The following is a 26640-nucleotide window of genomic DNA, read 5'->3' as shown; positions in this document are numbered from 1 at the left end:
ATACGACTTCCGCTTCTTCGACGCCATAACAGACATCCTCTCCGGCAGACCCGCAGGCCCGCCAACAAGGTGTCCGTCAAACAGGGTCAACCCCAGGTGGCCTTCCGTGTGGCGTGTCGCGGTGAAACGTGGATCGAGTGTGACGTTTGTCTTGTTGGTGGGCCGGCGATCTCCCGGGACCGCCAGCGCTGCTTGTTGACGCTGGTGCCGGTGGGTCAGCGGGTGGCGGGTGGTGTGGGGGTTCATCGGGTGGCGAGGTCGCCTGGTGGTTCAGCTGGTGGCGAGGCCGCTGGGTGGTTCAGCGGGTGGCGAGTCGTCGGGTGGTTCAGCGGGTGGCGAGTCGTCGGGTGGTTCACCGGGTGGCGAGTCGTCGGGTGGTTCAGCTGGTGGCGGGTCGGCTGATGCAGCTGGCCAAGGGGCGGTGGGTCCAGCTGTGTCGCTTGGTCGTCGGTGGTTCAGGCAGTGGCGGTCGTGGCGCAGCTGATCGGTGCCCGCAACCAAACAAACGTCACACTCGATCGGCGGTAACGGCCTTCCGGGTGGCGTGTCGCGGCGAAACGTGCATCGAGTGTGACGTTTGTTTTGTTGCCGACGACTGCCTGGGCAACCGAAGCTCCGGCAATCCCAACTGATGGGCAGGTCGGAGCCGATCGGTCGAACGGCGTAGGCCGTAGCTCGTCGGCTCGGGTCTCGTCGGCTCGGGTCTCGTCGGCTCCGGTCTCGTCGGCTCGGGTCTCCTCGGCTCGGGGCTCGTCGGCTTGGGTCTCGTCGGCTCCGGTCTCGTCGGCTCGGGTCTCCTCGGCTCGGGGCTCGTCGGCTTGGGTCTCCTCGGCTTGGGGCGACCGATCCGACGGGACCGGCTGCGGTGGTGTCGGTTGGGGTCAGGGACAGTTCCAGCGGCGTTCCGCCGCACCGACAACACAATCGCCGCCGCACCCACGGGGTGCGGCGGCGATCGGTTGTGCCGCTCAGGCACGCTGGCTCAGGCCCGGCCCAGTCACCGACCTCAAGCCCGACCCGGCTCAGGCGGTCGGCTGTTCCGTCGGGTCCGAGGATCCGTCATCATCTCCGTCGTCGTTCGACGGTGAGGGTGACGGTGAGTCGTCCTCAGAAGGCTCGCTCGAGGGAGCGGGCTCATCACTCGGCTCCACCGTCGGCGGGGTCTCGGCGACGACCACATCGACCTGGGTGCCGCGAGTGACCCGCGAGTCCGGATCCACGGACTGGCTCACCACGTAACCGTCCGGGGTGTCATAGGTCTCCACGGTGCTGAAACTGACGTCCAGTCCCAACTCGGAGGCCTCGGACTCCACATCTTCACGTGGGCCGTTCACCCAGTCGGGCACCGTCACCAGTCCCTCCGAGTACGTCAGCGTCACCGGGTCGTCCAGTGCGACCTCCTCGCCGCTGCTCGGATCGACCGAGATCACCTGGTTCTCCGGCTCGTCACTGTCCTCATCGGCGGTGGCGGTCACGTTGGTGAACCCGGCATCCTCCAGTTCGGACTGCGCCTCATCGACGTCCATGCCGACCAGACCCGACGGGATGGCGCCCTTGTCCGGCCCGACATTGATCGTGATGGTCACCGTGGAACCCTGTTCGACTATGTCCCCGGCCGGCGGATCCTGGTCGACCACGGTGCCGACGGTCTCGTCATCGGCGCCCTTGGTCTCCTCCACCGTGGACTGCAGCCCCTGGTTGGTCAAGGTGCTCTCCGCACCCGCCTGGGTCGACCCCTCCAGTGCCGGCACCTGCACCAGTACCGGTTCGACCGGCTGCGACCGGTTCCACCACCACAGCCCGAGCGCGCCGGCGACGACCAGCAGCACCGCCAAGGCGATGATGATCGGCGCCTTCTTCGAGCGCCGCTCCTCCTCGTCCTCACCGTCGGCGTCCTCGTCGTCGGGGTCGAGGGCATCGGGATCGGCCAGCGGAGCTGCGGCCGGAACCACCCGGGTCGCATCCGGATCGGCCGCACCGACCGGCAACATGGCGGTGGCCGACTGGCCGGCCAGCACCCGGCTGATGTCGTCGCGCATCTCCCGCGCATCGTGGTAGCGGTCGTCGGGGTCCTTCGACAGCGCCTTCAGACAGATCGCGTCCACATCGGGAGTGACCGCCGGATCGAAATGGCTCGGCGGTACGGGCTGCTCCCGTACGTGCTGGTAGGCCACCGACACCGGGGAGTCGCCGATGAACGGCGGCCGCCCGGTCAACAGCTCGTAGAGCACACAGCCGGCGGAGTAGATGTCGGAGCGGTTGTCCACGGTCTCCCCGCGGGCCTGCTCCGGGGACAGGTACTGCGCGGTGCCGATCACCGCTGCGGTCTGGGTCATCGTCGCCGAGGAGTCGGCCACCGCGCGGGCGATGCCGAAGTCCATCACCTTCACCTGACCCTGCGGGGTCAGCATCACGTTCGCGGGTTTGATGTCGCGGTGGATGATCCCGGCGGTGTGCGAGTACGCCAGCGCGTCCAGGATCCCCTGGGTGATCTCCAACGCCCGCTCGGGCAGGATCTTCCGGTCATCGCGCAGCACCTCGCGCAGCGTCAGGCCCTCGACGAGTTCCATCACGATGTAGGGGATCGCGGTGCCGTCGTCGTTGACCTCCTCACCGGTGTCGTAGACGGCGACGATGTTCGGGTGGTTCAATCCGGCCGCCGACTGCGCCTCCCGGCGGAATCGGGCCTGGAACATCGGGTCGCTGGCCAGGTCGGTACGCAGCTGCTTGATCGCCACCGGGCGACCGAGGCGGGTGTCGTAGGCGCGACGTACCTCGGCCATCCCGCCACGGCCGAGCAGGCCCTGCAGCTCGTAGCGGCCGCCCAGCATGGGAGCGGCGGCCCGGCGGGCGCGGGTCGGCGGCGCACTGTCGATCGGCTCGGTCGGCGAGTTGCCGAAGTCTTTGGTCTCGTCGTCGTTCATGTCGTCTCCACTGAGTCCTGTCGGGCTCGGCGATCTCTCGCGAAGCATCTCACAGCACGGCCTCCATCACGTCCCGGGCGATCGGCGCTGCGAGTCGGCCGCCGGCGATGTCACTGCGTTCGATGTCTGCCTCCTCGATGAACACCGTCACCGCCACGCTGGGATTGCCCTCCTCGCCGCCGAAGGCGGTGAACCAGGCATACGGCGGGCGTTCCTCGGTGGTCTGCGCCGTACCGGTCTTGCCGCCGACGGTCACCCCGCTCATCTGACCGTTGACGCCGGTGCCGCTCTCCACCACGTGCACCATCATCTCGGCCAGTGCATCGGCATTCTCCGAGCTCATGGCGGTGGAACGTTCCTGCGGCTGGGTCTGCCGCAGCACCGACAGGTCGTCGGCGCGGACGGTGTCGACCACGTACGGGTCCATCACCACGCCGCCGTTGGCGATCCCGGAGGTGACCATCGTCATCTGCAACGGGCTGGCGGCGACATCTCCCTGACCGATCGCGGCCAGGGCGGTCTGCGCCCCGTTCGGGTCGTCGGGGAACTGGCTGGCCACGGCGGCCAGGTCCGGCAGCGGACGGGTGCCGAAGCCGAACTTGTCGGCCTGGGCCTGCAAGGCCTCCGCTCCCAGGTCGACACCGAGGCCGGCGAAGGCGGTGTTGCAGGAAACCTGCAGTGCCTGGTCCAGACTCACCCGGTCACCGCCGCAGTTGGTCTCATTGCCCAACTGGGTGTTGGTCTGCGGCAGCGTGTACTGCTCGGGGGAGTCGATCTCGTCATCGGGGCTCATACCGCTCTCCAGGGCGGCGGCGGCGGTGACCAGTTTGAAGGTCGAGCCGGGCGGGTAGATCTCCCGCGCCGCCCGGTTGGCCATCGGCCGGTCGGCGTCGTCGTTCAGGCTGGTCCAGGCCTCGCTGGCGTCGTCGTTGTCATGGGTGCCCAGTTCGTTCGGGTCGTAGCTCGGCGTGGTCACCATCGCCAGGATCGCGCCGGTCTGCGGGTTCATCGCCACCACAGCGCCCTTGCGGCCGGCCAGACCGTCCCAGGCGGCCTGCTGGGCGGCGGGGACGATGGTGGTCTCGACGGTCGCACCGGTCGGGGTCTCCCCGGTGACCGAGTCGATCACCCGGCTCAGGAACTGCGAATCGTCGGTGCCGGAAAGCTCGGCGTTGTAGGAGTTCTCCAGTGCCGAGCGGCCGTAGGAATAGGAGTAGTAGCCGGTGATCGGCGCGTACAGCTCGGGGTTGGTCGGGTAGACGCGCTGGTAGTCGAACCGGCCGTCGCTGGGCTCGGTCTCGGCCAGCGGCACCTGACCGGCTGCCAGGATCGGTCCACGGTCCTGGCCGAACTGGGCATCGCGTACCCGGTTGTTCGCCGGATCGGCGTTCCAGGTGTTGTAGCGCACCAGTGCCGAGTAGGTGACATTGCCCAGCAGCAGGGCGAACATCACCATGGCGACGACCGAGATGCGGCGGATCGGGCGGTTCATCGCACCCCCCTGGGTCGGTTGATCACCTGGGTGCTCTCGTTGTCGACCAGGGCCGGTCCGGTGATCACCGGCCGTCGGACCTGATGGGAGATGATCAACAACAGTCCGGCGACGGTCCAGTTCGCCAGCAGCGACGAGCCACCCTGGGACATGAACGGTGTGGTCAGACCGGTCAACGGCAACAGCTTGGTGACGCCGCCGACGATGGCGAACACCTGCAGCGCCCAGACGAATCCGAGACCGGCGGCGAGCAGCTTGCCGAACGGTTCGCGCGAGGCCAGGGCGGTACGCAGTGCGCGCGCGACCAGGATCGCGTAGACCATGATCACTGCCATCAACCCGGCGACACCGAGCTCTTCGCCGATCGAGGCCATGATGTAGTCCGACTTCGCCAGCGGGGTACGCCAGGGCTGGCCGAGACCGAGACCGGTTCCGGTCATCCCGCCCCAGGCGAAACCGAAGAGGCCTTGGATCACCTGGTAGTTCGCCTCGGGATCGGCGAAGGGATCCAGCCAGGCCTGCACGCGGGTACGGACGTGGCCGAAGATGCTGTAGCCGAGGAAGCCACCGCCGGCGAACATCAACAACCCGAGGACTGCCCAGCCGGGGCGTTCGGTGGCGACGTAGATCATCATTACGAACAGGCCGAAGAACAGCAGCGACGTACCCAGATCGCGTTGGAAGACCAGGATCGCCATGGCGACGCCCCAGACGATCAGGATCGGTCCGAGGTCGCGCGGGCGGGGCAGGTCGATGCCCAGGATCCGGGCGCCGGCCATCGCCAGCACGTCCCGCTTCTCCACCAGGTAGGAGGAGAAGGCGATCGCCAGGGCGATCTTGGCCACTTCGGAGGGCTGGAAGGAGAACGGGCCGACCCCGATCCAGATGCTGGAGCCGTTGATCGTGCGGCCGATGCCGGGGACCAGCGGCAACAGCAACAGGCCGATCCCCAACAGCGCCAAGGTGTAGGTGAACCGCTGCAGCGGCCGGTAGTCCCGGACCACGAAGATGCCGAAGATCAACACGCCGACCGCCAGCACGGTCCACATCAGCTGGGTCACCGCGTCGTTCGCCGGTTCGTCGGCGTACCTGGTGGCCAGATCCAACCGGTGGATCATCACCAGGCCGAGGCCGTTCAGGAAGAACACGCACGGCAGGATCAGCGGGTCGGCGTAGGGCAGCCGCCAGCGGACGACGATGTGGCACAGCAGGGCCAGCCCGAGCCAGACCCCGGCCACATAGGGCAGGTTGGCGGGTGACTCACCGAGCAGGTTCATCGAGGTGATCCAGTAGGCGCCGATGCCGACGGCACAGGCCAGGACGAGCATGAACAGCTCGACATTGCGGCGCTTGTGGTAGACGACGACGGTCGGGGCCTGTTCGGGGGTCTGGGTCTGGCTCATCCGCACTCGCCCCCCAGCCCCTGGGTCGGGGTGGTGGTCGGTGTGGTCGTCGTGGTCGACTCCGCGGTCGCTTCGGCCGACGCCGACGCCGACGCCGACGCCGAGGCCGAGCTGTCGGGACTCTCGGTCTCCTCCGGGCGCGGCGGTGCCGACGCACTCGCCTGCGGGTCCAACGGAGCCTCTGCGTCGCGCTGGGCGATGCAGGCCTGCGCCGCCTGGGCGAGTTCGTCGACGGTGTTGCGGGCGGCCAACAGGTCACTGGCCGGGATCGTCTCGTTCACCCGCTGCCGGTAGTAGACCGGCAGGTCGCTGACCTGGGTGTCGGTGGTCTCGTAGACCTGCGAGAGGTTCAACCCGGCGACCGAGTCGGGGATCCCGCGGAAGATCGCCACCTTCTCCTCCGACGGCCCCACGTAGTACTGGGTGTTGATCCACGCGTTGCCGGCCAGACCGCCGACGAACAGCACCAGCAGGGCCAGCAGGACGGTCACCGCGATCCGCAGCCACCGCAGTTTCGGCGGTGCGGACAGGGCGTAGCGGGCCTCCTCGTCGTCCGCGGGGTCGGCGGGAGAGCCGGAGACCAGCATCTGTTCGTCGGCGACGGCGGCTGCCCGCTCATCGGGGGTACGGTCGCGTACCGCCGGGATGGCGCGTTCGGTGGCGGCGCCGAGGATCACCGGTGCGGTCGGCAGGTCCTCCGAGGGGTGCGGCGGCTGCTCGTCCGGGCTGGCCGGTGTCGACGGGGGCTGATCCTTCTGCGTAGGGACCCGGACCAGGGTGTCCTCGGTCCCGTCGGGGTTGACCACCGGGCCGGTGGTGGACCCCGCGTCGGCATCTGCCGTAGCGGCCGATTCGGTGCCCTCGGTCTCGGAGCCGTCGGCCTTGACCGGTTCGGTGCCCTCGGGGGCGGTGTCGCTGCTGTCGGTGTCGGTGCTGTCGGCGCTGATGCTCTTCGGGTGGGCGCCTTCGCTGCCGGTGTGCTCGGCATCGCTACCGGCGGCATCGCCGCCGGTGCCACTCAACTCGGGCTGGTGATCCCCGCCCGGCACAGCAGCGGTGCCCTCGCCGGTGCTCCCCGGTCCGTCGACGACCTCCCCGGGATCGGCCAGCACATCGGCCAGCAGCACGGTGATGTTGTCAATCCCACCGCCGGCATAGGCCAGGTCGATCAGCTCGTCCATCGCCTCCAGCAGAGTGTCCTGGGACAGCGCGGCGGCGATGTGCTGATCGTCGACCAGCCCGCACAGGCCGTCGGAGCACAGCAACAGGCGATCACCCGGGCGTACCTCGATCAGGTCGAGATCGGGCTCGTTCTGCGGCTGGCCGTTGATCACCTTCAACAACAGGTTGCGGTGCGGATGGCTGGTCGCCTCCTCCTCGCTGATCTTGCCCTCGTCGATCAGTGACTGCACCCAGGAATGATCATGGGTGGTACGCCGCAACTGCCCGTCCCGCAGGAGATAACCGCGGGAGTCGCCGATGTGGGCGATCCCCAGTTGCCGACCGTCGAACATGTAGGCCGAGACGGTCGTCCCCATGCCCTCCAGGTTCGGGTCGTCGGCCACCAGGTCGGCGATCTTGTCATTGGACCTGGAGATCGCGCCGGCCAGCAGCTCCAGCATCTCCTCGCCGGTCGCCTTGTCGGCCGAGGCGTCCAGCCGGCGGAACAGGTCAGCGGCCACCGCCGAGGCCAGGTCACCGGCGGCCGCACCACCCATGCCGTCGGCAACCACCAGCAACCGGGTCGAGGCGTACCCCGAGTCCTGGTTGTTCTTCCGTACCGGTCCGGTCTCGGAGTGGGCGGTGAAACGTAGATGCATCGATCAGTTGTCCAGCTTCAACTGGGTACGGCCGATCCGTACCGTGTCGGCTTCGGTGATCTGGGTGGGCTGAGTGATGCGCTGGTTGTTCACGTAGACGCCATTGGTCGAACCGAGGTCCTCGACCACCACCAGGCCGTCGGGTTGCACGGTGATCAGGCCGTGGCGGGTGGACACGTAGTCGTCGTCCAGCATCAGCTGGCAGTCCGAACTGCGGCCGATCCGTACCTCGCCGGAACTGAGGTCTGCCTCGATCCCGGCCTGTGGCCCGCTGGTGATCACCACCCGACGGGGGGTCTTGCGGGAACGTCGTCCCTTCCGGCGCGGTTCCTCCAGCGCCGGGCGGGGAAGATCGTTCGTCGTCACCCGGCGACCGAACATGTCGGTACGGATGATCGACGCGCAGATGAGTACGAAGACCCACAGCAACGCCAGGAAAGCCACCTTGGCGACGGTGACGACGATGGCCGAACCCATCTAGTGCCTCGCGGGGGAGTGAACCAGCAGCCGGGTGTTGCCCATCTCGATCCGGGTGCCGTCGCGCAGCGTGGCCTCGTGGACCCGCTCGCCGTTCACGCTGATGCCGTTGGTGGAGCCGAGGTCGACGACCTTGTACTGCTGATCGGCCCCGGAGCCGCTGACCTCGAACCGGGCATGCAGCCGGGAGATGCCCGGATCGTTGATCCGCAGGTCGGCATCGGTGCCGCGGCCGATGGTGAAACCGGGCGGGTTCAGCGGATGGCGCATGCCGTTCACCTCGACCACCAGATTGGTACGGCGCAGGGTTCCGGTGGTCAGCGGCTCCTCGGCCGGGGCGACCTCGTCGGAATCGACAGCAGCGACGGCCTCGGATGAGACGTTGAACTTGCCCGTGGGCAGGCGCTCGTCGAGGTCGAAATGGAGCATGATCGGGCCGTTGAACTCGTACCCCATGTCGGCGGCATGACCGCGCAGTTCGGGGACGATCTCAGCGGTCAGCTTCTTGCCGTAGGGCGTCAGCTGGTCGTAGTCGTGCTGGGACAGTTCGATCACGAACTCGTTCGGCACCAGCCGGCGGTGCCGGGAGATGATCTGGGCCTGGGAGTCGAGTTCCTTCTGCAGTCGGGCGGCGATCTCGACAGGCTGCACATCGCCTTTGAAGGCGCGGGCGAAGACGCCGTTGACGGCACCCTCGATGCGCTTCTCGAAGCGGTCGAAGACACTCATGAGGCCCCCTTTCAGTGCACGGTGCAGCGGGCACCGGGGAAGGGCACCCGGCCCCGATACTAACGGGCGCCGCTGCCGGTGACACTTTTCGTGCGTGGGTTCTCGACCGCAGGTGGAGGGTCTGGGCCCGGTCCGGAACCCCGGTGGGGTGGGCCGGGCGGCTCAGTCGGGCCGTCGGCCGAGGACGTAGCAGCGGGTGGTGGTCTCCTGCCGTTGCGGGCCTCGCACGTAGTACTCCAGGTCGGTCAGGCCGGCTGCCCCGAAGGCGGCGACCACCGACTCGGGAGGGTGGAACACGAAGTCGAGCTCGATCTGGTGGCCGAACCAGTTCGGGTGCCGGATCACCTCGGCACCGGCATGTAGGCCGACCAGCAGCCACCCGCCGGGGCGCAGCGGCCGGACCAGGGATGCCACGGCCGCCGGCAGTTCGGCGGCGGTCAGGTGAATCAGCGAGTACCAGCCGAGGACCGCACCCCAACCGTCGGCATTCTCCGGCCGCAGCAGCTGGCGCAGGTCACCGACCCGGTAGTCGTGGTCGGGGAACCGGGTCCGTGCCTGCTCGATCATCTCACCGCTGAGGTCGATGCCCCTCACCTGCGCCCCGAGTCCGGCCAGGTGGTCGGTGACGTGGCCCGGTCCGCAGCCGGCGTCGGCGATCGGCGCCCCGGCAGCCAACTCGACGACTCGCTGCAACAGCCATCGCTCGAACGGCAGGTCGGGCAGCTCGTCGACCAGCGCCTCGGCGTAGTCGGCGGCGATCACGCCGTAGCTGGTACGGACCCGCTGGTCGCGTACCTGCGAGCCCTCCGCCAGCGGGGTCTCCAGGTCGGCCGGTGGTGCCGGCGCTGCGTCCTCGGTGGCAGCGACCGGCCCCAGCAGGTGGATCCAGCGGGGGTCCTGTTGCCCCGGTCGCCTGGGCAGCTCGCGGACCAGGGCGGGTTCGGCGGTGGCCATGGCTCGCAGAGTTGCCTCCACCTGGGAGCGGTCGGTGAAACCGTGCAACCGCTCGGCGCGGGTCTTCAGGGCTCCGGCCGGTTGCGCGCCGCGGAGCAGGAGCACGGTCAGCAGCGCCCGTACCTGCGGTGACCAGCCCTGGCGGGCGGCCACGGTCTGGGCGAACTTCACACTGCGCTGTCCGGAACCGGCCCAGGTGGTGGTCACCAGGTCGGCATCGCGCAACTGCCGCAGGGTCTCGTTCACCGTCGGCTCGTCGTAGTCGACCACCGGCTCGCGGCTGGAGGTCTGGTTGCAGGCGGTGCGTACGGCATTGAGCGTCATGGGATAGCTGCCCGGCACGGTTATTTCTTTTTCAAGTAAACTGCCGAGTACGCGTTGTTCCTCACTGGTCAATTCGGGAATTCCATTCACGGGAACAACTCTAGAGTCCTGCATTGTTACGAAGGGTTCAACAATCGTTCACCGCGATGTACTGTCCAGGCGGTCGGGGACGAGGTCGGTACCGGCGGCAAACATCTCGGATGGCGCTGCCTGAGGCGCAGCTCCGGTTTTCTGATCGAATGTCAAGGGAAATCTCAGATTGTTGCCGCCCGGCAACTCGAAATTGCCGGTTTTCTGCCGGTGATCGGCGATCCTTCCCCCGGCATAATCTCGGCCATGGAACGGACCATGGTCGCCGGTACGGAGCTGCGCGCACTGCGTGAGCAACGTCGCCTGACCCAAGCACAATTGGCCGATCGCTCCGGCGTCAGCCAGCGATCCATTCGGGCGATCGAGAACGGGCAGAGCAAGCGCCCGCACGCGGCGACGATCCGTTCGATCGCCTTCGGGTTGGAGCTTTCCCGTGATGAACTCGCTCAACTCTCCGGACAAGGGGTATCGCCGTCCGTCACCGCCTTGGCGGAAATGCTGCGAACCTCCCCGGAACTGTTGCAGGGCCAACTGCGGGGAATTCACTCCACGGCCGCGCTCGGGGGCAGCTGGACCAGCCAGTTCCACCACAACCAGGTCCACATCGGCCGCGACGGTCACTTCGAGCTGACCCGTACCCAGCGCGTGATCACCTCCACCGTCCCCGAGCTGACCCATGTGCTGCGAGTCTGCAACTACTCCGACGGGCCCCGGCACGGGGTGCCGGAGATGCACGACATGTACGGCTGCTCGCTGTCCGGACAGTGGGTGCTGCCGCAGCACAATGTGGTGGTCTACGAACTGAAGTTCGATCGGACGCTCCGGCGTGGGGATTCGATCACCTACGGCTACAGCACCGACGAGCGGTTGCCGACCGAGATCCGCCGGACCAGCAGGCTGCCCGACCGGGTCGTCTCCGGGACCCGCTCGACGATCGACCTGCTGCGGATGGAACTGCGGTTCCGTGGCCGGGTGCCGCGGGTCATCCGCCCCTTCTGGGTCTCGGGCAACCGGCGTACTCCGGTGCTCAGCGATCCGGTGAGCCCGACTCCCTCCGGTTCGTTCTGCGTCGAACAGCAGCGGATGGCCCCGGGGCGGGCCCACGGATTCATCTGGACCTGGTGAACCGCGGTCGCGGGTACGGCGAAGTCCCTGCGGCAGGTCGCCGGAGTTGGGGTCGGCGCCGTGATCGTGCTACGGTCTGTTGTCGCTCAGGGATGAGCATTGCGCGAGTGGCGGAACGGTAGACGCGCTGTCTTCAGGTGGCAGTGTCCGCAAGGGCGTGGAGGTTCAAATCCTCTCTCGCGCACCCACAGGAGACGGTGGTGAATGGGGATCGCGACGATCCGCATCACCACCGTTTCGGTTTTCCCGGTGGTTTCGGCCCGTCGCGCGCGAGGCCGTACTGCCGCCCGGAGCGGCCCCGGGCACACGACTTGGATTCATGTGGTGTGATTACGTGGTCAGCTATCAACGACGGACCCGAGGTTTCATGAGCGGCAACATCACCTTCCGGCACAACGACACTGCGGTGTTGTCGGTCACTGCAGTGGATGCACCGGAGGTGAAGACCTCGGAGGAGTTCGACGAGCGAATAGGGGACTCCTACGGGCGCAACGGCATGCGTCCGGGGATGCTGACCAAGCTCGCCGGGATCAAGGAACGCCGCTGGTGGCCCGAGGGTGTGAGCTTCGTCGACGGTGCGATCGAGGCCGGTCGGCAGGCGATGCAGGCCGCCGGGGTCGAGGCTGACCAGATCGGCCTGATGATCAACACCTCGGTGTGCCGGGAGAACCTGGAGCCCTCGGTGGCGGTACGGGTGCATCACGAGCTCGGGCTGCCGACCAGCTGTCTGAACTTCGACCTGACCAATGCCTGCCTCGGCTTCGTCAACGGGATGCAGCTGGCGGCGACCATGATCGACGCCGGACAGATCGACTACGCACTGATCGTCGACGGCGAGGGATCGCGGGTACCGCAGGAACGTACCCTGGCGCGCCTCGGCGGACCGGACTCGACGGCCAAGGACCTCTTCGCCGAGTTCGCCACCCTGACCCTGGGATCCGGGGCCGCGGCGATGGTGCTGGGCCGCTCCAGTGAGCACCCCGAAGGGCACCCGGTGATCGGTGGAGCCTCGCGCGCGGCGACCCAGCACAATGAGCTCTGCGTCGGCGACTTCGAGCAGATGCGGACCGACGCCCAGGGCCTGATGGTCGCCGGCATGGAACTGGCCACCGACCTGTGGAAGGACGCAGCCTCCGAGTTCGACTGGGTCGACATGGACCGCTACTTCGTCCACCAGGTCAGCCAGCCGCACACGACCAAGACCGCCGAGGCGCTCGGCCTGCCGGTGGACCGGATCCCGCTGACCTTCCCCACCTTGGGCAATGTCGGACCGGCTGCGGTGGCGATCACCCTGGCCAAGGAACAGGACAACCTCGCCAGCGGTGACCGGGTGCTGATGATGGGCATCGGTTCGGGGTTGAACATGACCTGCATGGAACTGCGCTGGTGACAGCCGCGAGCGCCGGAATCGATCCGACCGCACTCGCCCCGGAGGTCCTGCCCCGGCTGCCCGAACTGGACCCGGCGCTGTCGCGCTGGATCCGGACCACCGATCGTCGCGGCGACCACCACACCTGGCATCTGCTGGACAACGGCCCGCAACTGCAGGCAGCCGGAACCGAGATCATCGGCACCGTGCTCTGCGTCCACGGCAACCCGACCTGGTCCTATCTGTGGCGCAATGTGATCGACCAGGCACCGGCCGGCTGGCGGGTGATCGCACTCGACCAGCTCGGGATGGGGTTCTCCGACCGGACCGATCGGCCCCGCACCTTGGCTGAGCGGGTCGACGACCTGGGTGACCTGAGCGACGCGCTCGGCCTGGCCGGCCCGGTCGTCCTGCTCGCCCATGACTGGGGCGGGCCGATCGGACTCGGCTGGGCCCTGGCCCACACCGATCTGCTGGCCGGCATCGTGCTCACCAACACCGCGGTGCACCAGCCGGCCTCCTCACCCGCTCCGACGGCGATCCGGATCGCCCGATCCCCGCTGCTGTTGGACCTGGTCTGCCGGCGTACCCCCGCCTTCGTCCGGGCGACCACCGCGATCTCCCGACCACCGCTGCGACGGGAACTGCGCGATGCGTTCGCTGCCCCCTACGACAGCGCCTCCCGGCGCCGGGCCGTGGCCGACTTCGTCGCCGACATCCCCCTGGCCGACGAACACCGCTCGATGGCGGCTCTGCAGGCCATCGGGAACGGGCTGGACAAGGTCGCCGACCTCCCCGCACTGCTGGTCTGGGGACCATCGGATCCGGTGTTCTCCCAGCTCTACCTCGACGACCTGATGCAACGGCTGCCGCAGGCCGATGTGCACCGTTTCGCCGGCGCGTCCCATCTGGTCCTGGAGGACCGGCCCGAAGGGATCGGCTTCATCTGGCAGTGGATCACCACCCACCTCGCCGATGATCGGGTACGCGATGATCATGAACCCGCCGAGCGGACAGCTGGTGATCATCGGGTTGTCGATCATGACAACGGAGAGGCGGCCGATGATCGACCCGATCACGACCGATCCCCTGGCGATGACCACGTCGATGATCATGCGCGCGCGGCAGCGGCGCAGGTGGGTGGTGTGCCGATCGTCGTCGACGTCACCGATCCCGGGGGTACCGCGATCGTCGAACTCGGTGATCGGCCGACGTCGATCACCTTCGGGGATCTGGCCGAACGGGTGAGCGCGGTGGCACGTGGCCTGACGGCCCGGGGAGTCGAACCCGGAGATCGGGTGGCGGTGCTGGTGCCGCCGGGAATCGATCTGACCACGGTGGTCTACGCCCTCTGGCGGCTCGGTGCGGTGATCGTGATCGCCGATGCCGGACTGGGTCTGCGAAGGATGGCCGGCGCCCTGCGCGGTGCCGGTGTCGATCATGTGGTCGGGATCGGCAAGGCGCTGGTCCTGACCGGCCTGACCGGGGTGCCCGGCAGCCGGATCCGGTTCGAGGGTCGGCGGATCGCCGAACTGATCGAGGACGGTACCGGTGTCGAACTGCCCGACTCCGAACCTGCACCCGATGCCGATGGGGCGATCCTGTTCACCTCCGGAGCCACCGGGCCGCCGAAGGGTGTGGTCTACAGCCGTACCCGGTTGAGCGCGCAGATCGCCTTGTTGCGCGACGGTTTCGGCTTCGGCCACGACGACAGCTTCGTCGCCGCCTTCGCCCCCTTCGCGCTCTACGGACCGGCCCTGGGAATGGCCTCGGCGGTGCCGGACATGGACGTCACCGCGCCGCACACGTTGACCGCTGCGGCCCTGGCCGAGGCGGTCGAACGGGCCGACGCCACGATCGTCTTCGTCTCCCCGGCCGCGCTGCGCAATGTGGTGGCGACCGCGGCAGCCCTGAGCCCGAAGCAACGCACGGCCCTGCAACGCCCGGAGCTGGTGCTGTCCGCCGGCGCCCCCGTACCCCCGGCGCTGTTGCGGCAGGTGAAGCAGTTGCTGCCGCAGGCGGCGACCCACACGCCGTACGGGATGACCGAAGCGCTGCCGGTGGCAACGATCGACCCGACCACACTCGAACCGGTGCCCGGTTCACCGTCCGGGGTCTGCGTCGGTACGCCGCTGCCGGCGGTCACCGTGGCACTCAATCCGCTGGGTGCGGCACCGGAGGATCTGACCACCGATCCCGGGGTGGTCGGCGAGATCGTGATCTTCGGCCCGCACACCAAGACTCGTTACGACCGGCTCTGGGGCACTCAGGTCGCCAGCGAGTGCCCACCCGGCTGGCACCGCAGCGGTGACGTGGGCTGCTACGACGCCGATGGCCGGCTCTGGGTGCAGGGGCGGGTGGCCCATGTGCTGTGGACCGCCGACGGGCCGCTGACCCCCTACGGCCCGGAGGAACTGATCGAGCAACTGCCCGGTGTCAGCGCCGCCGCAGTGGTCGGCGTCGGGCCGGTCGGCACCCAGCAACCGGTGGCGGTGATCGTGCCGAACGGTCGGGTGCCGCGGCGCTCACCGCTCGTACCGGCACGGGTGGCGCAGACGGTACGCGAAGCCGCCGGCGTGGACTTCGCCGCCGTACTGGAGGCCGACTGGCTGCCGGTCGACATCCGCCATGCCTCGAAGGTGGACCGGTCCGCGCTGGCGCGCTGGGCCACCCGCTGGCTGCACGGCAAGGACGCAGCCCGGGCGCTGAAACCGCGTACCGGCTCGGCCCCGGTGACCAGGAGCCGCTGATGCGGGTGCTGGTGACCGGCGCGTCGGGAATGCTCGGCCGCGGAGTGGCCGATGCCCTGGACCGTCGTGGCGAGACCGTCACCGTGCTGCAACGCCGGTCGCTGCCCGGTGGCCCGTTTCGTGAGGTACGCGGGGATCTCGGCGATCCCGACGTGGTCGGCCGGGCCACCGCCGGCCAGGACGCGGTGATCCACCTGGCGGCGAAGGTGAATGTGGTCGGCGCCTGGGCCGACTATGTCCGGACCAACATCGACGGTACGCAGAACCTGCTGCAGGCAGCCCAGGAGGCAGGCGTGGGTGCGTTCGTGCAGATCTCCTCGCCCTCGGTCGCCCACGCCGGACGCTCACTGGTCGGAGTCGGCGCCGGGCCTGCAGATCCGCGCCACGCCCGGGGTAACTACGCCCGCAGCAAGGCCGCCGCCGAACTGCTCGCCCTGGCCGCCGACCGGCCCGGATTCGCGGTCACCGCAATCCGTCCGCATCTTGTCTGGGGGCCCGGCGACACCCAGTTGATCGGCCGGATCCAGGACCGTGCCCGCTCGGGCCGGTTGCCGCTGCTGGGCCCGGCGACGGCATTGATGGACACCACCTATGTCACGAATGCCGTGGATGCGATCGTCGCCGCGTTGGACCGGATCGAGACCGCCCAGGGTCGGGCCCTCGTGGTCACCAACGGTGAACCGCGGCCGATCGGGGAACTGATGGCCGACATCTGCACCGCCGGGGGCGTACCGGTCCCGACCCTGCGGATCCCGCCGTCGCTCGCGTGGACGGCCGGTGCCGCGGTGGAGGGGGCGATGTGGGCGGCAGCGCGACTGCCCGGGGTGCCGGAGATCACCGAGCCGCCGTTGACCCGGTTCCTGGCCGAACAGTTGTCGACCGCGCACTGGTTCGACCAGCGGGAGACCCGGCAGGTGCTGGACTGGCGTCCGCGGGTGAGCCTGGCCGAGGGGTTCGAGAGACTGGCGGCTGCCGCTTCCTGAGGCCGGGAGAACTCCGGGCGGACCGACAAAGTCATCGCGACGTCTCGCCCATCCCCGCCGTCGCTGTCGGTCCGGCCGTCAGTCGAATTGCGGTGAGAGATGCACGATTCGACCTTCCATGATCGTCATCGCCACGTCGAGCTCGGGCAACCGATCGGGATCGGTCGTCACCGGATCGTCGGCCCACAGCACCAGGTCGGCCGTCGCGCCGACCGCGATCGTCCCCAGGTCGTCGCGGCCGACGGCCGGTGCTGCCCACCGGGTGTAGCCCAACAGCGCCTGTTCGCCACTCAGACACTGGTCGGCCTCGAAGACCGGTGCCTCCGGTGAACCGGGAAGCCGCCGCAACCGGGCCCAGGCCATTCCCAACCGGGCATCGTTCTGGGCCACCGGCCAGTCCGATCCGAGCGCGACCCGGGCACCGGCGCGCAGCAGATCCTGCACCCGGAAGCCGTGGGCGGCGCGCTCCGGCCCCAGGCGGGTGGCCCAGGAGTCGGCATGGTCGGCCTCCCGCCACTGCATGTGCAGCGGTTGCATGGAGGCGATCAGGCCTGACTCGGCGACCGCGGCAAGATCATCATCGGTGAGCGTCTCCAGATGCTCCACCCGGTGCGCACCGCCACCCTTCGGCGCTCCCAGCCGGGAGTACACCTTGGCTGCCTCGGCCACCCCGGCATCACCACAGGAGTGGGTGGCGATCTGCCAGCCGGCCGAGTGATAGGCATCGACCACTTCGGCGTACCGGTCGAGGGAGTCCCAGAACGGCACCCGGGAACCTCCGGCGGTGTCCGGGGCGTGCAGCCAGGCCGTACCGGAGTCGATCACCCCGTCCAGGAAGATCTTGATCATGCTCACCTGCCAGTGCCGTCCGCCACTGCCGAGCAGTCCTTGGCGTCGGGCGAGTTGTGCATCGTCGTCGCCCGGTTCATGCCACATCGCCACCACCAGGCGGACCGGCAGCTGATCGGCTTCCTCGATCTCGGCGAGCACCTCCAAGGTGTCCTCGCGGCCGTCCATGATCGTCGTGGTGGTCACCCCGGAGGCGGCCATCTTCTGCAGCTCCGACCGGGTGAGCCGTGCCACCTCCGACCGTGGCAGCACCGGTGCGGCCTCCAACAGCCGCAGATAGGCAGGCATCTCCTGCAGCTCACCGGTCGGTCGGCCGTCAGCGTCCACCACCACGGTGCTGGCGGCGTCGAAGGCCTCCCGGCCGTCCATTCCGGCCAGGGCCAGGGCCCGGGAGTTGGCGACCGCGGTGTGCAGATCGAAGAAGATCATCACCAGCGGCCGGGAGCCGATAGCCTCGTCGAACAGCTCACCGGTGATCGGGCCGTCGAAGACCTTGTAGTCGAGATTCCATCCGCGTACCCACTCCTCGGGGCCGAGCTGTGCTGCGGCAGCGGCCAGCGCCTGGCGTACCCCGGCGAGATCGAGACCGCCGAGGTCGACCCCGACGGTCAGCTCGGCTCCCCAGACCGGGTGACAGTGGGCATCGATCAACCCCGGCGTCACCGTCCGCCCGGCGGCATCGATCACCCGGGTGTGCGGACCGGCGGTTGCCAGCACCTCGGCATCGCTGCCGATGCCGACGATCCGCCCGCCCCGCACGGCCAGCGCCGTCTGCGCCGGGTTCGACTCCGGCGTCATCGTGCGCAGCTGCGCACCGTGAACGATCAGGTCAACCATGCTGGCTCCGTTCGGAAGGGTGTCGGGACCGGTCGTCGGCGATCGTCGCTCAGGACCGAGGCGATGATCGGCGATCCGGCTCAGAACAACTGCGGGACGAAGGTCTGTTCCTGGATCGGTGGCCGCACATAGGGCATCTGTTCCATCTCCGGCAGGACCACCGGCTCAGGTGCCACATCGGTGTAGTCGAACTGGCTCAGCAGGTGGGAGATGCAGTTCAACCGGGCGGCCTTCTTGTCATCGGAGGGGACGACGTACCACGGCGCCTGCTTGATGTCGGTGTACTGGAAGGTCGTGTCCTTGGCCATCGAGTACTTGACGTACAACCGGTGCTCGGCCAGGTCCATGTCCGAGAGCTTCCAGCGCTTGATCGGTTCGGCATTGCGGGCCTGGAAGCGCCGGCGCTGCTCCTCGTAGGACACCGAGAACCAGTACTTGATCACGATCACACCCGACCTGACCAACATCCGCTCGAACTCCGGTGCGGTACGCAGGAACTCCTCGTGCTCCTCGGCGGTGCAGAAGCCCATCACCCATTCCACATTCGAGCGGTTGTACCAACTGCGGTCGAACAGCACCATCTCCCCACCGGCCGGCAGGTGCTCGACATAGCGCTGGAAGTACCACTGGGTCTGTTCGCGCTCGGTGGGCTTCGGCAGTGCGGCCACCCGGACCGTCCGGGGGCTGGTGCGTTCGGTGATCCGTTTGATCACTCCGCCCTTGCCGGCAGTGCCGCGACCCTCGAAGATCACCACCACCTTCAGTCCCTGTTGCTGGATCCAGTACTGCAGCAGGACCAGTTGTTCCTGCAAGCGCTCGATCTCGGCGTCGTAGAACGACCCCTTCAGCTTGCCCTGCTTGTTGTAGCGCTCCGGATGGTCCCGGACCGGTTTGGCGACCCAGTCGTCGGCCCCGGTCGGAGGAGACTTCTTGCCCACCGCCACCACGCCCTTTCGTCTCGGCAGACCACCAGTGTGGCAAACCGGCGCCACCGCGGGGGCCGATTACGACAATGTGTCGTATTCGGGGTGTCGCGGGGTGGCCCGGTGGGCGTTCGGGACAGTGCCCGAATGGGGGAATCAGGCGAGCCGGGAACGCGGGCGGGCCGGCGTCAGGACGCCCCGGCGGTCGCTGGTACGTGGGCCTCGGCCCGGTCGCCGGCGGGTCCGTCGAGCGGAGGCGGCGGGAGCAGCAGCACCCGGGAGCCGACCTCGGCCTCGAAGTCCGCGGCCTGCCGGCGGGTCAGGGTCACCAGCACCGGCGCCTCCTGGGTGCTCAGATCGACCTCCCAGCGGACCTCGAAACCCACCCGGGTGATCCTTCGCAGGGTCCCCTCGACGGCCCCCGGTACGGGGGCGGTCAGTACCTCGATGTCGTGCGGGCGTACCGAACGGCCGGCGATGCTGGTCACCGGGCCGAGGAAGTTCAGCACGAACTCGGTGGCGGGGGAGTCGTACAGCTCGTCGGGGGTGCCGATCTGCTCGATCCGGCCGTTGTTGATCACCACGATCGTGTCGGCGACCTCCAACGCCTCCTCCTGATCATGGGTGACGAAGACCGTGGTCACCGGGACTTCGTCGTGCAGCCGCCGCAACCAGTCGCGCAGCTCCTTGCGTACCTTCGCGTCCAAGGCACCGAAGGGTTCGTCCAACAGCAGTACACCGGGCTCGATCGCCAGCGCCCGGGCCAGCGCCATCCGCTGGCGCTGACCGCCGGAGAGCTGGGCCGGCTTGCGGTGCCCGAACTCGCCGAGGCGGACCAGTTCCAGCAACTCGTCGACCCGCTTGTCGATCTCCGCCTTCGGTCGTCGACGGATCTCCAATCCGAAGGCGACGTTGCGGCGTACCGACAGGTGTTTGAACGCGGCGTAGTGCTGGAAGACGAAACCCACATTGCGCTTCTGCACCGGCAGGTCGGTCGCTTCCCGGCCGTCGATCTCGACGGTGCCGGAATCGGGTTGCTCCAGTCCGGCGATGATCCGCAGCAAGGTGGTCTTGCCGCCGCCGGAGGGTCCCAGCAGCGCGGTCAGGCGCCCGGTCGGGATCGACAGATCGACCTCGGAGAGGGCATGGAAGCCACCGAAGGACTTGCTGATCTTGCTCAGTTCGATACTCATGGATTCCTCGTTCTTCGTCGACGGGTCAGACCCGGTCGGAGCGGGTACGGAGCAGGGAGACGATGACGATGGCGATCACCGAGACGCTGGCCAGCAGGAAGGCGATGCCGTAGGCCGCCTCCTGGTCGAAGTTCAGGTACAGCTCCTCCACGGCCAAGGTGGCGGTACGGGTCTGGCCCAAGACATTGCCCGAGACCACCTTCACCGCGCCGAACTCACCGAGGGAGCGGGCTGCGGTGAGCACGACCCCGTAGACGACGGCCCACTTGATCGCCGGCAAGGTCACTCGCCAGAACGTCTGCCAGGCAGACGCGCCCAAGCTGTGTGCGGCCTGCTCGGACTCGGTGCCGATCTCGTGCAGCACGGGGACGACCTCCCGGATCACCAGCGGCAGGGAGACGAAGGCGGTGGCCAGGATGATTCCGGGGGTGGCGAAGATGATCTGCAGCCCCCAGCTCTCCAGCGTCGGGCCGAACCAGCCGTTGCGTCCGCCGTAGACCAGCACCAGCGCCAGCCCGATGACGATCGGGGAGACCGACAACGGAAGATCCAACAGGGCGCTGAGGAGGCGTTTGCCGGGGAACTCGCGGCGGACCAGCAGCAGCGAGATCGACACCCCGAAGACGGTGTTGATCACGGTCGCGACCACCGCTGCCACGATGCTGAGCCGGATCGCATGCACCAGGTCGGCATCGCTGAACACCGATTCCAGCACCGAGAAGCCGTCGGCGAAGGTGGTGGTGACGATCAGCACCATCGGCCACCCGACCAGCAGCACCAGGTAGGCGATGACGCCCAGCCGCAACAGATAGGTCACCGGGCCGCGACGACGGGCCCGTCGGCGACGCGGGGCGATGGTCACCGGTTCTGGAGTCTGCAGTTCAGTCACGACCGGCCACCCGCCTCTGGATCAGATCGAGGGCGACGATCACCAGCAGCGAGATGATCAACAGCAGCGCCGCGATGGAGGAGGCGGCGGCCCGGTTGTCGTTCTCGATCGCGCTGAGGATCCGTACCGAGGCCACCTCGGAGACGAACGGAAGGTTCCCCGAAAGCAGCACCAAGGACCCGTACTCACCCACACCGCGGGCGAAGCTGAGGGCCGCTCCGGCGGCGATGGCCGGGGTGAGGGTGGGCAGGATGACCCGCCGGAAGACGGTGAATCGGCTGGCGCCCAAGGTGGCGGCAGCTTCCTCCACCTCCCCGTCGAGCTGCTCCAGCACCGGCTGCACCATGCGGACGATGAAGGGCAAGGTGACGAACAGGAAGGCGAGGTAGACCGAGGCCGCGGAGTTGGCCAGGTCCAGCCCGAGCGGGCTGTCATTGCCGTACAGCGACAACAGCACCAGACCGGCGACGATCGTCGGCAGTGCGAACGGTACGTCGATAATCATCTCCAGCAGGCGTTTGCCGGGGAACTCGTCGCGGACCAGCACCCAGGCGATCGCCGTACCGGTGATGATGTTGAGCCCGGTGACCGCTGCGGCGGTGCCGAGGGTGATCGAGATCGCGTGGGCGGTCTGCTCGTTGCTGATCGCGGACCAGAAACCCGACCAACCGCCCTCGGTGGCGGTGATCATCACCGCCGCCAGCGGGATCAGCACCAGCAGGCTGAACCAGAGCAGGGTGATCCCCAGACCGATCCCCGAGGTCCGGTCCAGATTGCCCAGGGCCGGCCGGGTGATCCCCGGCCGGCCGACGGTGGTGCTGGTCATCTCAGGACGTGGCCTTGCCCGATTTGGCGATCGCCTCGGTGACGATCCCGGTGGGTTCACCGTCGGAGCCGTCGCTGAAGAGCTTGTCGGCGATGCCGCCCCAGCCGGGCCCGCCGAAGTTCTCGGTCAGGGTGAGCAGATGCGGCACTTCGGGGTACGGGTTGGCCGGGTCGGCGGCGCCTTCGATGCCCTCGGGGGTCAGTCCGTACTCGGCCAGGTCGGCCTCACCCGGTGCCTCCGGGTTCACCGGTCGGAAACCGGTCAGGACGAACTGGCGCTGGCCGTCGGGGCTGAGCACGAAGTCGAGCCAGTCGTTGGCCGCCGGTGTGGCCTCGTTCAGCACCGCCCCCGGGTTCTCGATCAGCAGGGTGGTCTCGGGAATCACGTACTCGAATCCCTCACCGCTCTGGGTGGCCAGGATCGCTTCGTTCTCGTAGGCCAGCAACACGTCACCGGTGCCGCCGAGGAAGCTCTGGGTGGCGTCGCGGTCGCTGTTGGTCAACGAGACCACATTGGCGAAGAGCTGGTCGACGAACGCGGTCGCCTCCTCCTCGCTGCCACCGTTCTCGGTCACATGTCCCCAGGCGGCCAGGGCGTTCCACCGGGCGGCGCCGGAGGAGGCCGGGTTGGCGGTGACGATCTCGACCCCGGGCTTGACCAGGTCGTCCCAGCCCTGGATGTTCTTCGGGTTGCCCTCACGTACCCCGAGGACCACGATCGAGGTGGAGACGATGCCGGCGTTCTCCCCGGCGTCCCAGTCCTCGGAGACGAGATCGGCGTCGACCAGGCGTTCGACATCGCTGGCCACCGACAGGTGCACGTAGTCGGCCTTCAGGCCGTCCACCACTGCGCGGCTCTAGTCGCCCGAAGCGCCGTAGGAGGTGCTGAACTCGACCCCCGCCCCGGCCTCGGTCTTGTTGAACTCCTCGGCGATGGCCTTGTTGGCGGCCTCGGGTACGGCGAAACCGACGATGTTGATGGTCTGACCCGCATTGGGGCCTTCGCCGGAGAGTCCCGCATCGGTGCTGCCACAGGCGACCAGGGCAATCGAGCCGATCAGGGCTGTGCTGGCTGCCAGCAGGCGAGTGGGACGTGGCATGGGTGACCTTTCTCCGGCGGTACCTCGTGTACCGGTTGAGGCTTCATCCAAACCGGGATCGCGACCGAACACGTGCATGTCTCGCAATTTGGTCGAGATAATCGACGAAGTCATCTTCGGGTAGCTGCGCCCAATGGTGGTCGGGTAGTTGTGTCCCGGTGGTGGTCGGGTAGTTGTGTCCCCGTGGTGGTCGGGTAGTTGTGTCCCGGTGGTGGCCGGGCAATTGCACCCCGGTGATCGCCCGACGGTGACGGGCAGCGCCGATGCAGTGGCACTCGATGACATGTCGGGGGAGGAGGCGTCGGGTATGGCATCGTGCGCCGCAGCAGCGGTGAATGACGACGGTCGATCGGTGAACAGGGTTGCGCGGACAGTGGCAGGATTGACCCATGCCCGCACGTATTCTCGTGGTCGACAACTACGACTCCTTCGTCTACAACCTGGTGCAGTACCTCGGCCAGATCGGCGCGGAGACCACCGTGTGGCGCAATGATGACGAGCGCCTGACCGGTGACCTGTCCGAGTTCGACGGGATCCTGCTCTCACCCGGGCCGGGTACGCCGGAGCGCGCCGGTGCCTGTATCGACATCATCAAGGCCGAGGGTGGCCGGACGCCGATCTTCGGTGTCTGCCTCGGTCTGCAGGCGATCGCCGTCGCCTACGGCGGCACGGTCGACCGGGCCCCGGAGCTGTTGCACGGCAAGACCTCGGTGATCACCCATGACGGTCGAGGGATCTTCACCGACCTGCCACAGCCGCTGACGGTCACCCGCTACCACTCGTTGGCGCTGCTACCGCCGTCCCTGCCCGAGGTGCTGGAGGTCAGCGCCCGTACCGAGTCCGGGGTGATCATGGCGGTCCGGCACCGGGAGCTCGCCGTCGAAGCGGTGCAGTACCACCCGGAATCGGTGCTCACCGAAGGTGGTTACCAGATGCTCGCGAATTGGCTGGCGACCTGCGGTGACCCCGAGGCCCCGGAGCGGGCCCGGGAGATGCGGCCGCTGATCAGCAACTGAGCCTCGCCGCGCTCAAGGTCTGTCGGCGCAGCTTCCTCGTCGCGTTCCATTTCCTGGGGCGGCGCCCGTCGACGTCCATGCCCCGTCGCGTCCGGTAGGTCATCGCGGGTCGCGTCGGTGCTGTGCTCCCCGGTGTGCCATCGGCGTATGGGTGCCTGGCGAGTCCATCGGCGCATGGTGCCCGGTGTGCCATCAGCTCATGGTGCCGGGTGTGCCATCGGGCTGAGAGGGGCGTCCATTGCATCTGTTCCGCAGCAAACGCGCTCATTCGGCTCGTTTGGGTGCATGTTCTGCGGAACAGATGAGGGGGTTCTGGAAATGCGCCCACAGTCGGCTCGACAGACGCCTCGCGATGCCCGCACGCCTGTCCGGCCAACCGATACCGACCCCGACGCCGAGTTCGACGATTCCGACCGCACGTCGGGGGCGATCAGCGGTGCGGCAGGTGCGGCAGATGTGCCAGGTCGCGCAGCCGCTGGCGCTTCCCCTCCACGTACTGACGCACCGAGGTCGAGGACAGGGAGACCAGCGCCAGGATGGCCAGGGAGAAGATGCTCAAGCGTGCCAGGTTGTCGTCGGCACCGGTCAGGCCGAGGACGACGATAAACCCGGTCAGGGCGAACAGCAGCACCGTCCTGGTCCAGACCACGCCGAGTGCGGTGGACAGGGCGAGCGCGGTCAGCAACAGCACCACGGCTCCGGTGAGGCCGAACATGGTCGCCCGGATCACGCTGAGGTCGACATCGGCGTCGGCGGCTTGCGCGAGTGCGGCGGCCAGGCCCTCGGGCCGTAGCCCCATCAGGATTCCCGACACCGCCGGTCCGATGCTCATCAACAGGATCAGCGCGCACCCGATCCACAGCGATGCCGGACGCTTCGGCGGCTTGGCCACTGGTTGCGAACCGGTAGTCGGCACCCCCGACAGGTCCACGATCGGCAGGTCGCCATCGGTCTGGATCATGTCGCCGCCACCGTTGCGGTGGTGATAACCGGTGGAGAAGTCCTCGATGATCTCCACCGGCACCTCGGGGTGGTGGTGCTCGATCGTGTTCACGATGTAGTTGCGTTCGATGTCGATGTTCTGATCGATCCGGTGGGTCACCTGCAGGGTGAACAGCGACAGACCGACCGAGCGGTCATAGGTGCCGGCGGCGAGCCAGCCGACCCGGTGCCCACCGGGCAACAACCAGCCGTCCGGGGTCTCCCAGAACCGCACGTGGTGGCGTTTGTGCGGATTTCCGTCCACCTCCTGCTGGTAGGCGAAGCTGTGCCGGTTGCCGAACAGGAAGAGCGGGCTGACCGGCGCCTGCGGGTACGACCGTTTGAGCACCGAGGAGACGATCATCCGCCAGGTGGTCCGCGGGGTGATCTCCTGGGCCAGCACCCAGCCCGAATCCTCCATCACCTGGTGGATCTGTTTCTCCCGCCCCTGGAAGGCCAGGTTCACCGGGTCGCCGAGCAGACCGTCGCTGGTCCGGGTGCGACCGATGAAGTAGTCCGGGACGTAGATCCAGGTCATGATCCGATGCAGCCGGGGGAGTGCCAGATAGGCCAGTACCCCCCAGAACGGGATCCAGTACCAGAGCCGGGAGATGCTCAGGCCGTCGGCGGCGAGGATGAACGCCAACCAGATCGACGCCAGTGCGGCGACGACGAAGAAGCCGACGTCGAGCAGTTCGGTGAAGTAGCGCGGCCGGACCTCGTCGGAGAAGACCTTGTCCGGTGGGTGGTCGTAGACCGGCAGCGGTTTGTGCGGTGGCGCTTTCGGCGAAGGGACCGGATCCGCCGACTCAGTAGGTACGGAATCGGCCGCCGGCCCCTCGGTGGTACGGGCGCCTGGCTCAGGCGTCGGGTTCTGCATAGGTGCCGGTCAGGGTCGCCCGGGCGAGCAGGTTCCCGAGCGATTGGAAGTGCGCCACGGTCGGTGTGGTGCCCGGATCAACACTGAACTCGGTGTCCAGTGCGTTGACCGCGAAGATGTAGCGATGGGCCCGGTCGCCGGGGGGCGGTGCGGCGCCCATGTAGGCCTCCTCGCCACCGCTGTTCGGCAGGGCCAGCGCCCCCTCGGGCAGTGCGCCACCGAGCGGCAGCGAGGTCACCGAGGCGGGCACCCCGACCACGGCCCAGTGCCAGAATCCACCGGGAATCGGTGCATCGGGATCGAAGCAGGAGATCAGGAAGGACTTCGTTCCCTCGGGGAAACCGGACCAGCTGAGCTGCGGAGCGACACTGCCACCGGAGGCGGTCTGCGGCGCAGCCAAGGTGTCACCCTCGGAGAAGGTTTCACTGGTCAGGGTGAACGAGCCGACCTGAGGCAGGATCTCGTACGGATTGGGTGCGACTGGACGTTCGAGATTCATGGCCCCGACGATACCGCCCGCGACTCGCGGACCGTGGCCGGACCGGTAATCGCATACCGCCGACCGTTCTCCCGGGTACGGAGGCCGCCGGCACATACACAGCCGATGCCCAGCATCGACAGAGCTGGCAGCGGGGTACGCGTTGCAGGCTGGAGCCATGTTGAACCTGTTGATCACCGCCGCCGCCGTCTTCGGCGTCGTCCTCATC

The 26640-nt window shown here is 68.0% G+C and carries 21 protein-coding genes and 1 tRNA gene; 6 read left to right on the top strand and 16 right to left on the bottom strand.

The genetic code is table 11. The features are described from left to right. Positions 1-1022: 1022 nt before the first annotated feature. The 7 genes from pknB to CLV29_RS16050 form a co-directional block, all read right to left on the bottom strand. Positions 1023-2831: a Stk1 family PASTA domain-containing Ser/Thr kinase gene (gene pknB / locus CLV29_RS16080; protein ID WP_133756134.1), complete on the bottom strand. Its 1809-nt coding sequence runs from the start codon at positions 2829-2831 to the stop codon at positions 1023-1025. 142 nt (positions 2832-2973) lie between these two features. Next, on the bottom strand, positions 2974-4416 hold the full coding sequence (locus CLV29_RS16075; protein WP_133756125.1) for a peptidoglycan D,D-transpeptidase FtsI family protein: 1443 nt from the start codon (positions 4414-4416) through the stop codon (positions 2974-2976). Beyond that, a complete protein-coding gene (locus CLV29_RS16070) occupies positions 4413-5819 on the bottom strand; it encodes an FtsW/RodA/SpoVE family cell cycle protein (RefSeq protein WP_133756124.1) in 1407 nt (468 codons plus the stop codon). Before CLV29_RS16070 ends, CLV29_RS16075 begins: the two co-directional genes overlap by 4 nt. Further along, positions 5816-7639, bottom strand: coding sequence for a protein phosphatase 2C domain-containing protein (locus tag CLV29_RS17095; RefSeq protein ID WP_279586505.1), 1824 nt, complete (start codon positions 7637-7639; stop codon positions 5816-5818). Before CLV29_RS17095 ends, CLV29_RS16070 begins: the two co-directional genes overlap by 4 nt. 3 nt (positions 7640-7642) lie before the next feature. Further along, a complete protein-coding gene (locus CLV29_RS16060; protein ID WP_133756123.1) occupies positions 7643-8116 on the bottom strand; it encodes an FHA domain-containing protein FhaB/FipA in 474 nt (157 codons plus the stop codon). Next, positions 8117-8845 carry an FhaA domain-containing protein gene (locus tag CLV29_RS16055; protein WP_133756122.1) on the bottom strand — a complete coding sequence of 243 codons (729 nt, stop codon included), beginning with the start codon at positions 8843-8845 and terminating at the stop codon, positions 8117-8119. 162 nt (positions 8846-9007) lie between these two features. Next, on the bottom strand, positions 9008-10237 hold the full coding sequence (locus CLV29_RS16050; RefSeq protein WP_133756121.1) for a DUF480 domain-containing protein: 1230 nt from the start codon (positions 10235-10237) through the stop codon (positions 9008-9010). A 222-nt stretch (positions 10238-10459) separates the two neighbouring features. On the opposite strand from CLV29_RS16050, the gene CLV29_RS16045 reads away from it, so the two are divergent. The 5 genes from CLV29_RS16045 to CLV29_RS16025 all read left to right on the top strand — a co-directional run bounded on the left by CLV29_RS16045 (position 10460) and on the right by CLV29_RS16025 (position 16440). Next, entirely contained in the window at positions 10460-11338 is an 879-nt protein-coding gene (locus CLV29_RS16045; RefSeq protein WP_133756120.1) for a helix-turn-helix domain-containing protein, read from the top strand. A 101-nt stretch (positions 11339-11439) separates the two neighbouring features. Next, positions 11440-11522, top strand: a tRNA-Leu gene (locus CLV29_RS16040). Between the two features lie 183 nt (positions 11523-11705). Further along, positions 11706-12728, top strand: coding sequence for a 3-oxoacyl-ACP synthase III (locus CLV29_RS16035; RefSeq protein WP_133756119.1), 1023 nt, complete (start codon positions 11706-11708; stop codon positions 12726-12728). Further along, positions 12725-15457, top strand: a complete 2733-nt coding sequence (locus CLV29_RS16030) for an alpha/beta fold hydrolase (protein WP_243831996.1) — start codon at positions 12725-12727, stop codon at positions 15455-15457. Before CLV29_RS16035 ends, CLV29_RS16030 begins: the two co-directional genes overlap by 4 nt. Then, complete coding sequence (locus CLV29_RS16025) at positions 15457-16440, top strand: NAD-dependent epimerase/dehydratase family protein (protein WP_133756117.1); 984 nt, start codon at positions 15457-15459, stop codon at positions 16438-16440. Before CLV29_RS16030 ends, CLV29_RS16025 begins: the two co-directional genes overlap by 1 nt. A 78-nt stretch (positions 16441-16518) precedes the next feature. Here CLV29_RS16025 and CLV29_RS16020 read toward each other — a convergent pair whose 3' ends face one another. From CLV29_RS16020 to CLV29_RS16915, 7 genes are all read right to left on the bottom strand, one after another. Then, entirely contained in the window at positions 16519-18126 is a 1608-nt protein-coding gene (locus CLV29_RS16020; RefSeq protein WP_133756116.1) for an amidohydrolase, read from the bottom strand. 80 nt (positions 18127-18206) lie between these two features. Then, positions 18207-19073, bottom strand: a complete 867-nt coding sequence (ppk2, locus tag CLV29_RS16015) for a polyphosphate kinase 2 (RefSeq protein WP_243831995.1) — start codon at positions 19071-19073, stop codon at positions 18207-18209. A 164-nt stretch (positions 19074-19237) separates the two neighbouring features. Then, positions 19238-20242 carry a sulfate/molybdate ABC transporter ATP-binding protein gene (locus CLV29_RS16010; RefSeq protein ID WP_133756115.1) on the bottom strand — a complete coding sequence of 335 codons (1005 nt, stop codon included), beginning with the start codon at positions 20240-20242 and terminating at the stop codon, positions 19238-19240. A gap of 25 nt (positions 20243-20267) precedes the next feature. Beyond that, complete coding sequence (locus CLV29_RS16005; protein WP_243831994.1) at positions 20268-21131, bottom strand: sulfate ABC transporter permease; 864 nt, start codon at positions 21129-21131, stop codon at positions 20268-20270. After that, on the bottom strand, positions 21124-21957 hold the full coding sequence (cysT, locus tag CLV29_RS16000; protein ID WP_133756114.1) for a sulfate ABC transporter permease subunit CysT: 834 nt from the start codon (positions 21955-21957) through the stop codon (positions 21124-21126). Before cysT ends, CLV29_RS16005 begins: the two co-directional genes overlap by 8 nt. 1 nt (position 21958) lies before the next feature. Further along, complete coding sequence (locus tag CLV29_RS15995) at positions 21959-22804, bottom strand: extracellular solute-binding protein (RefSeq protein WP_243831993.1); 846 nt, start codon at positions 22802-22804, stop codon at positions 21959-21961. Positions 22805-22813: 9 nt separating this feature from the next. After that, positions 22814-23056 carry a hypothetical protein gene (locus CLV29_RS16915; RefSeq protein WP_243831992.1) on the bottom strand — a complete coding sequence of 81 codons (243 nt, stop codon included), beginning with the start codon at positions 23054-23056 and terminating at the stop codon, positions 22814-22816. A 389-nt stretch (positions 23057-23445) separates the two neighbouring features. Between CLV29_RS16915 and CLV29_RS15990 the strand changes: the two genes are divergently transcribed. Then, positions 23446-24072: an aminodeoxychorismate/anthranilate synthase component II gene (locus tag CLV29_RS15990; protein ID WP_133756113.1), complete on the top strand. Its 627-nt coding sequence runs from the start codon at positions 23446-23448 to the stop codon at positions 24070-24072. Between the two features lie 430 nt (positions 24073-24502). On the opposite strand, the gene CLV29_RS15985 is transcribed toward CLV29_RS15990, so the two are convergent. Together CLV29_RS15985 and CLV29_RS15980 are read right to left on the bottom strand one after the other, a co-directional pair. Next, entirely contained in the window at positions 24503-25933 is a 1431-nt protein-coding gene (locus CLV29_RS15985; RefSeq protein WP_133756112.1) for an LssY C-terminal domain-containing protein, read from the bottom strand. Further along, the gene (locus CLV29_RS15980) at positions 25914-26432 is read right to left on the bottom strand and encodes a YbhB/YbcL family Raf kinase inhibitor-like protein (RefSeq protein WP_133756111.1); all 519 of its coding nucleotides are present in this window, start codon (positions 26430-26432) and stop codon (positions 25914-25916) included. The genes CLV29_RS15985 and CLV29_RS15980 overlap by 20 nt, the downstream gene beginning before the upstream one ends. Between the last annotated feature and the right edge of the window lie 208 nt (positions 26433-26640).

It is taken from the genome of Naumannella halotolerans, assembly GCF_004364645.1.
In the GTDB taxonomy this organism is placed as follows: domain Bacteria; phylum Actinomycetota; class Actinomycetes; order Propionibacteriales; family Propionibacteriaceae; genus Naumannella; species Naumannella halotolerans.
Note: the sequence above shows the minus strand (reverse complement) of the source record. Positions and strands in the feature narration are given on the sequence as shown.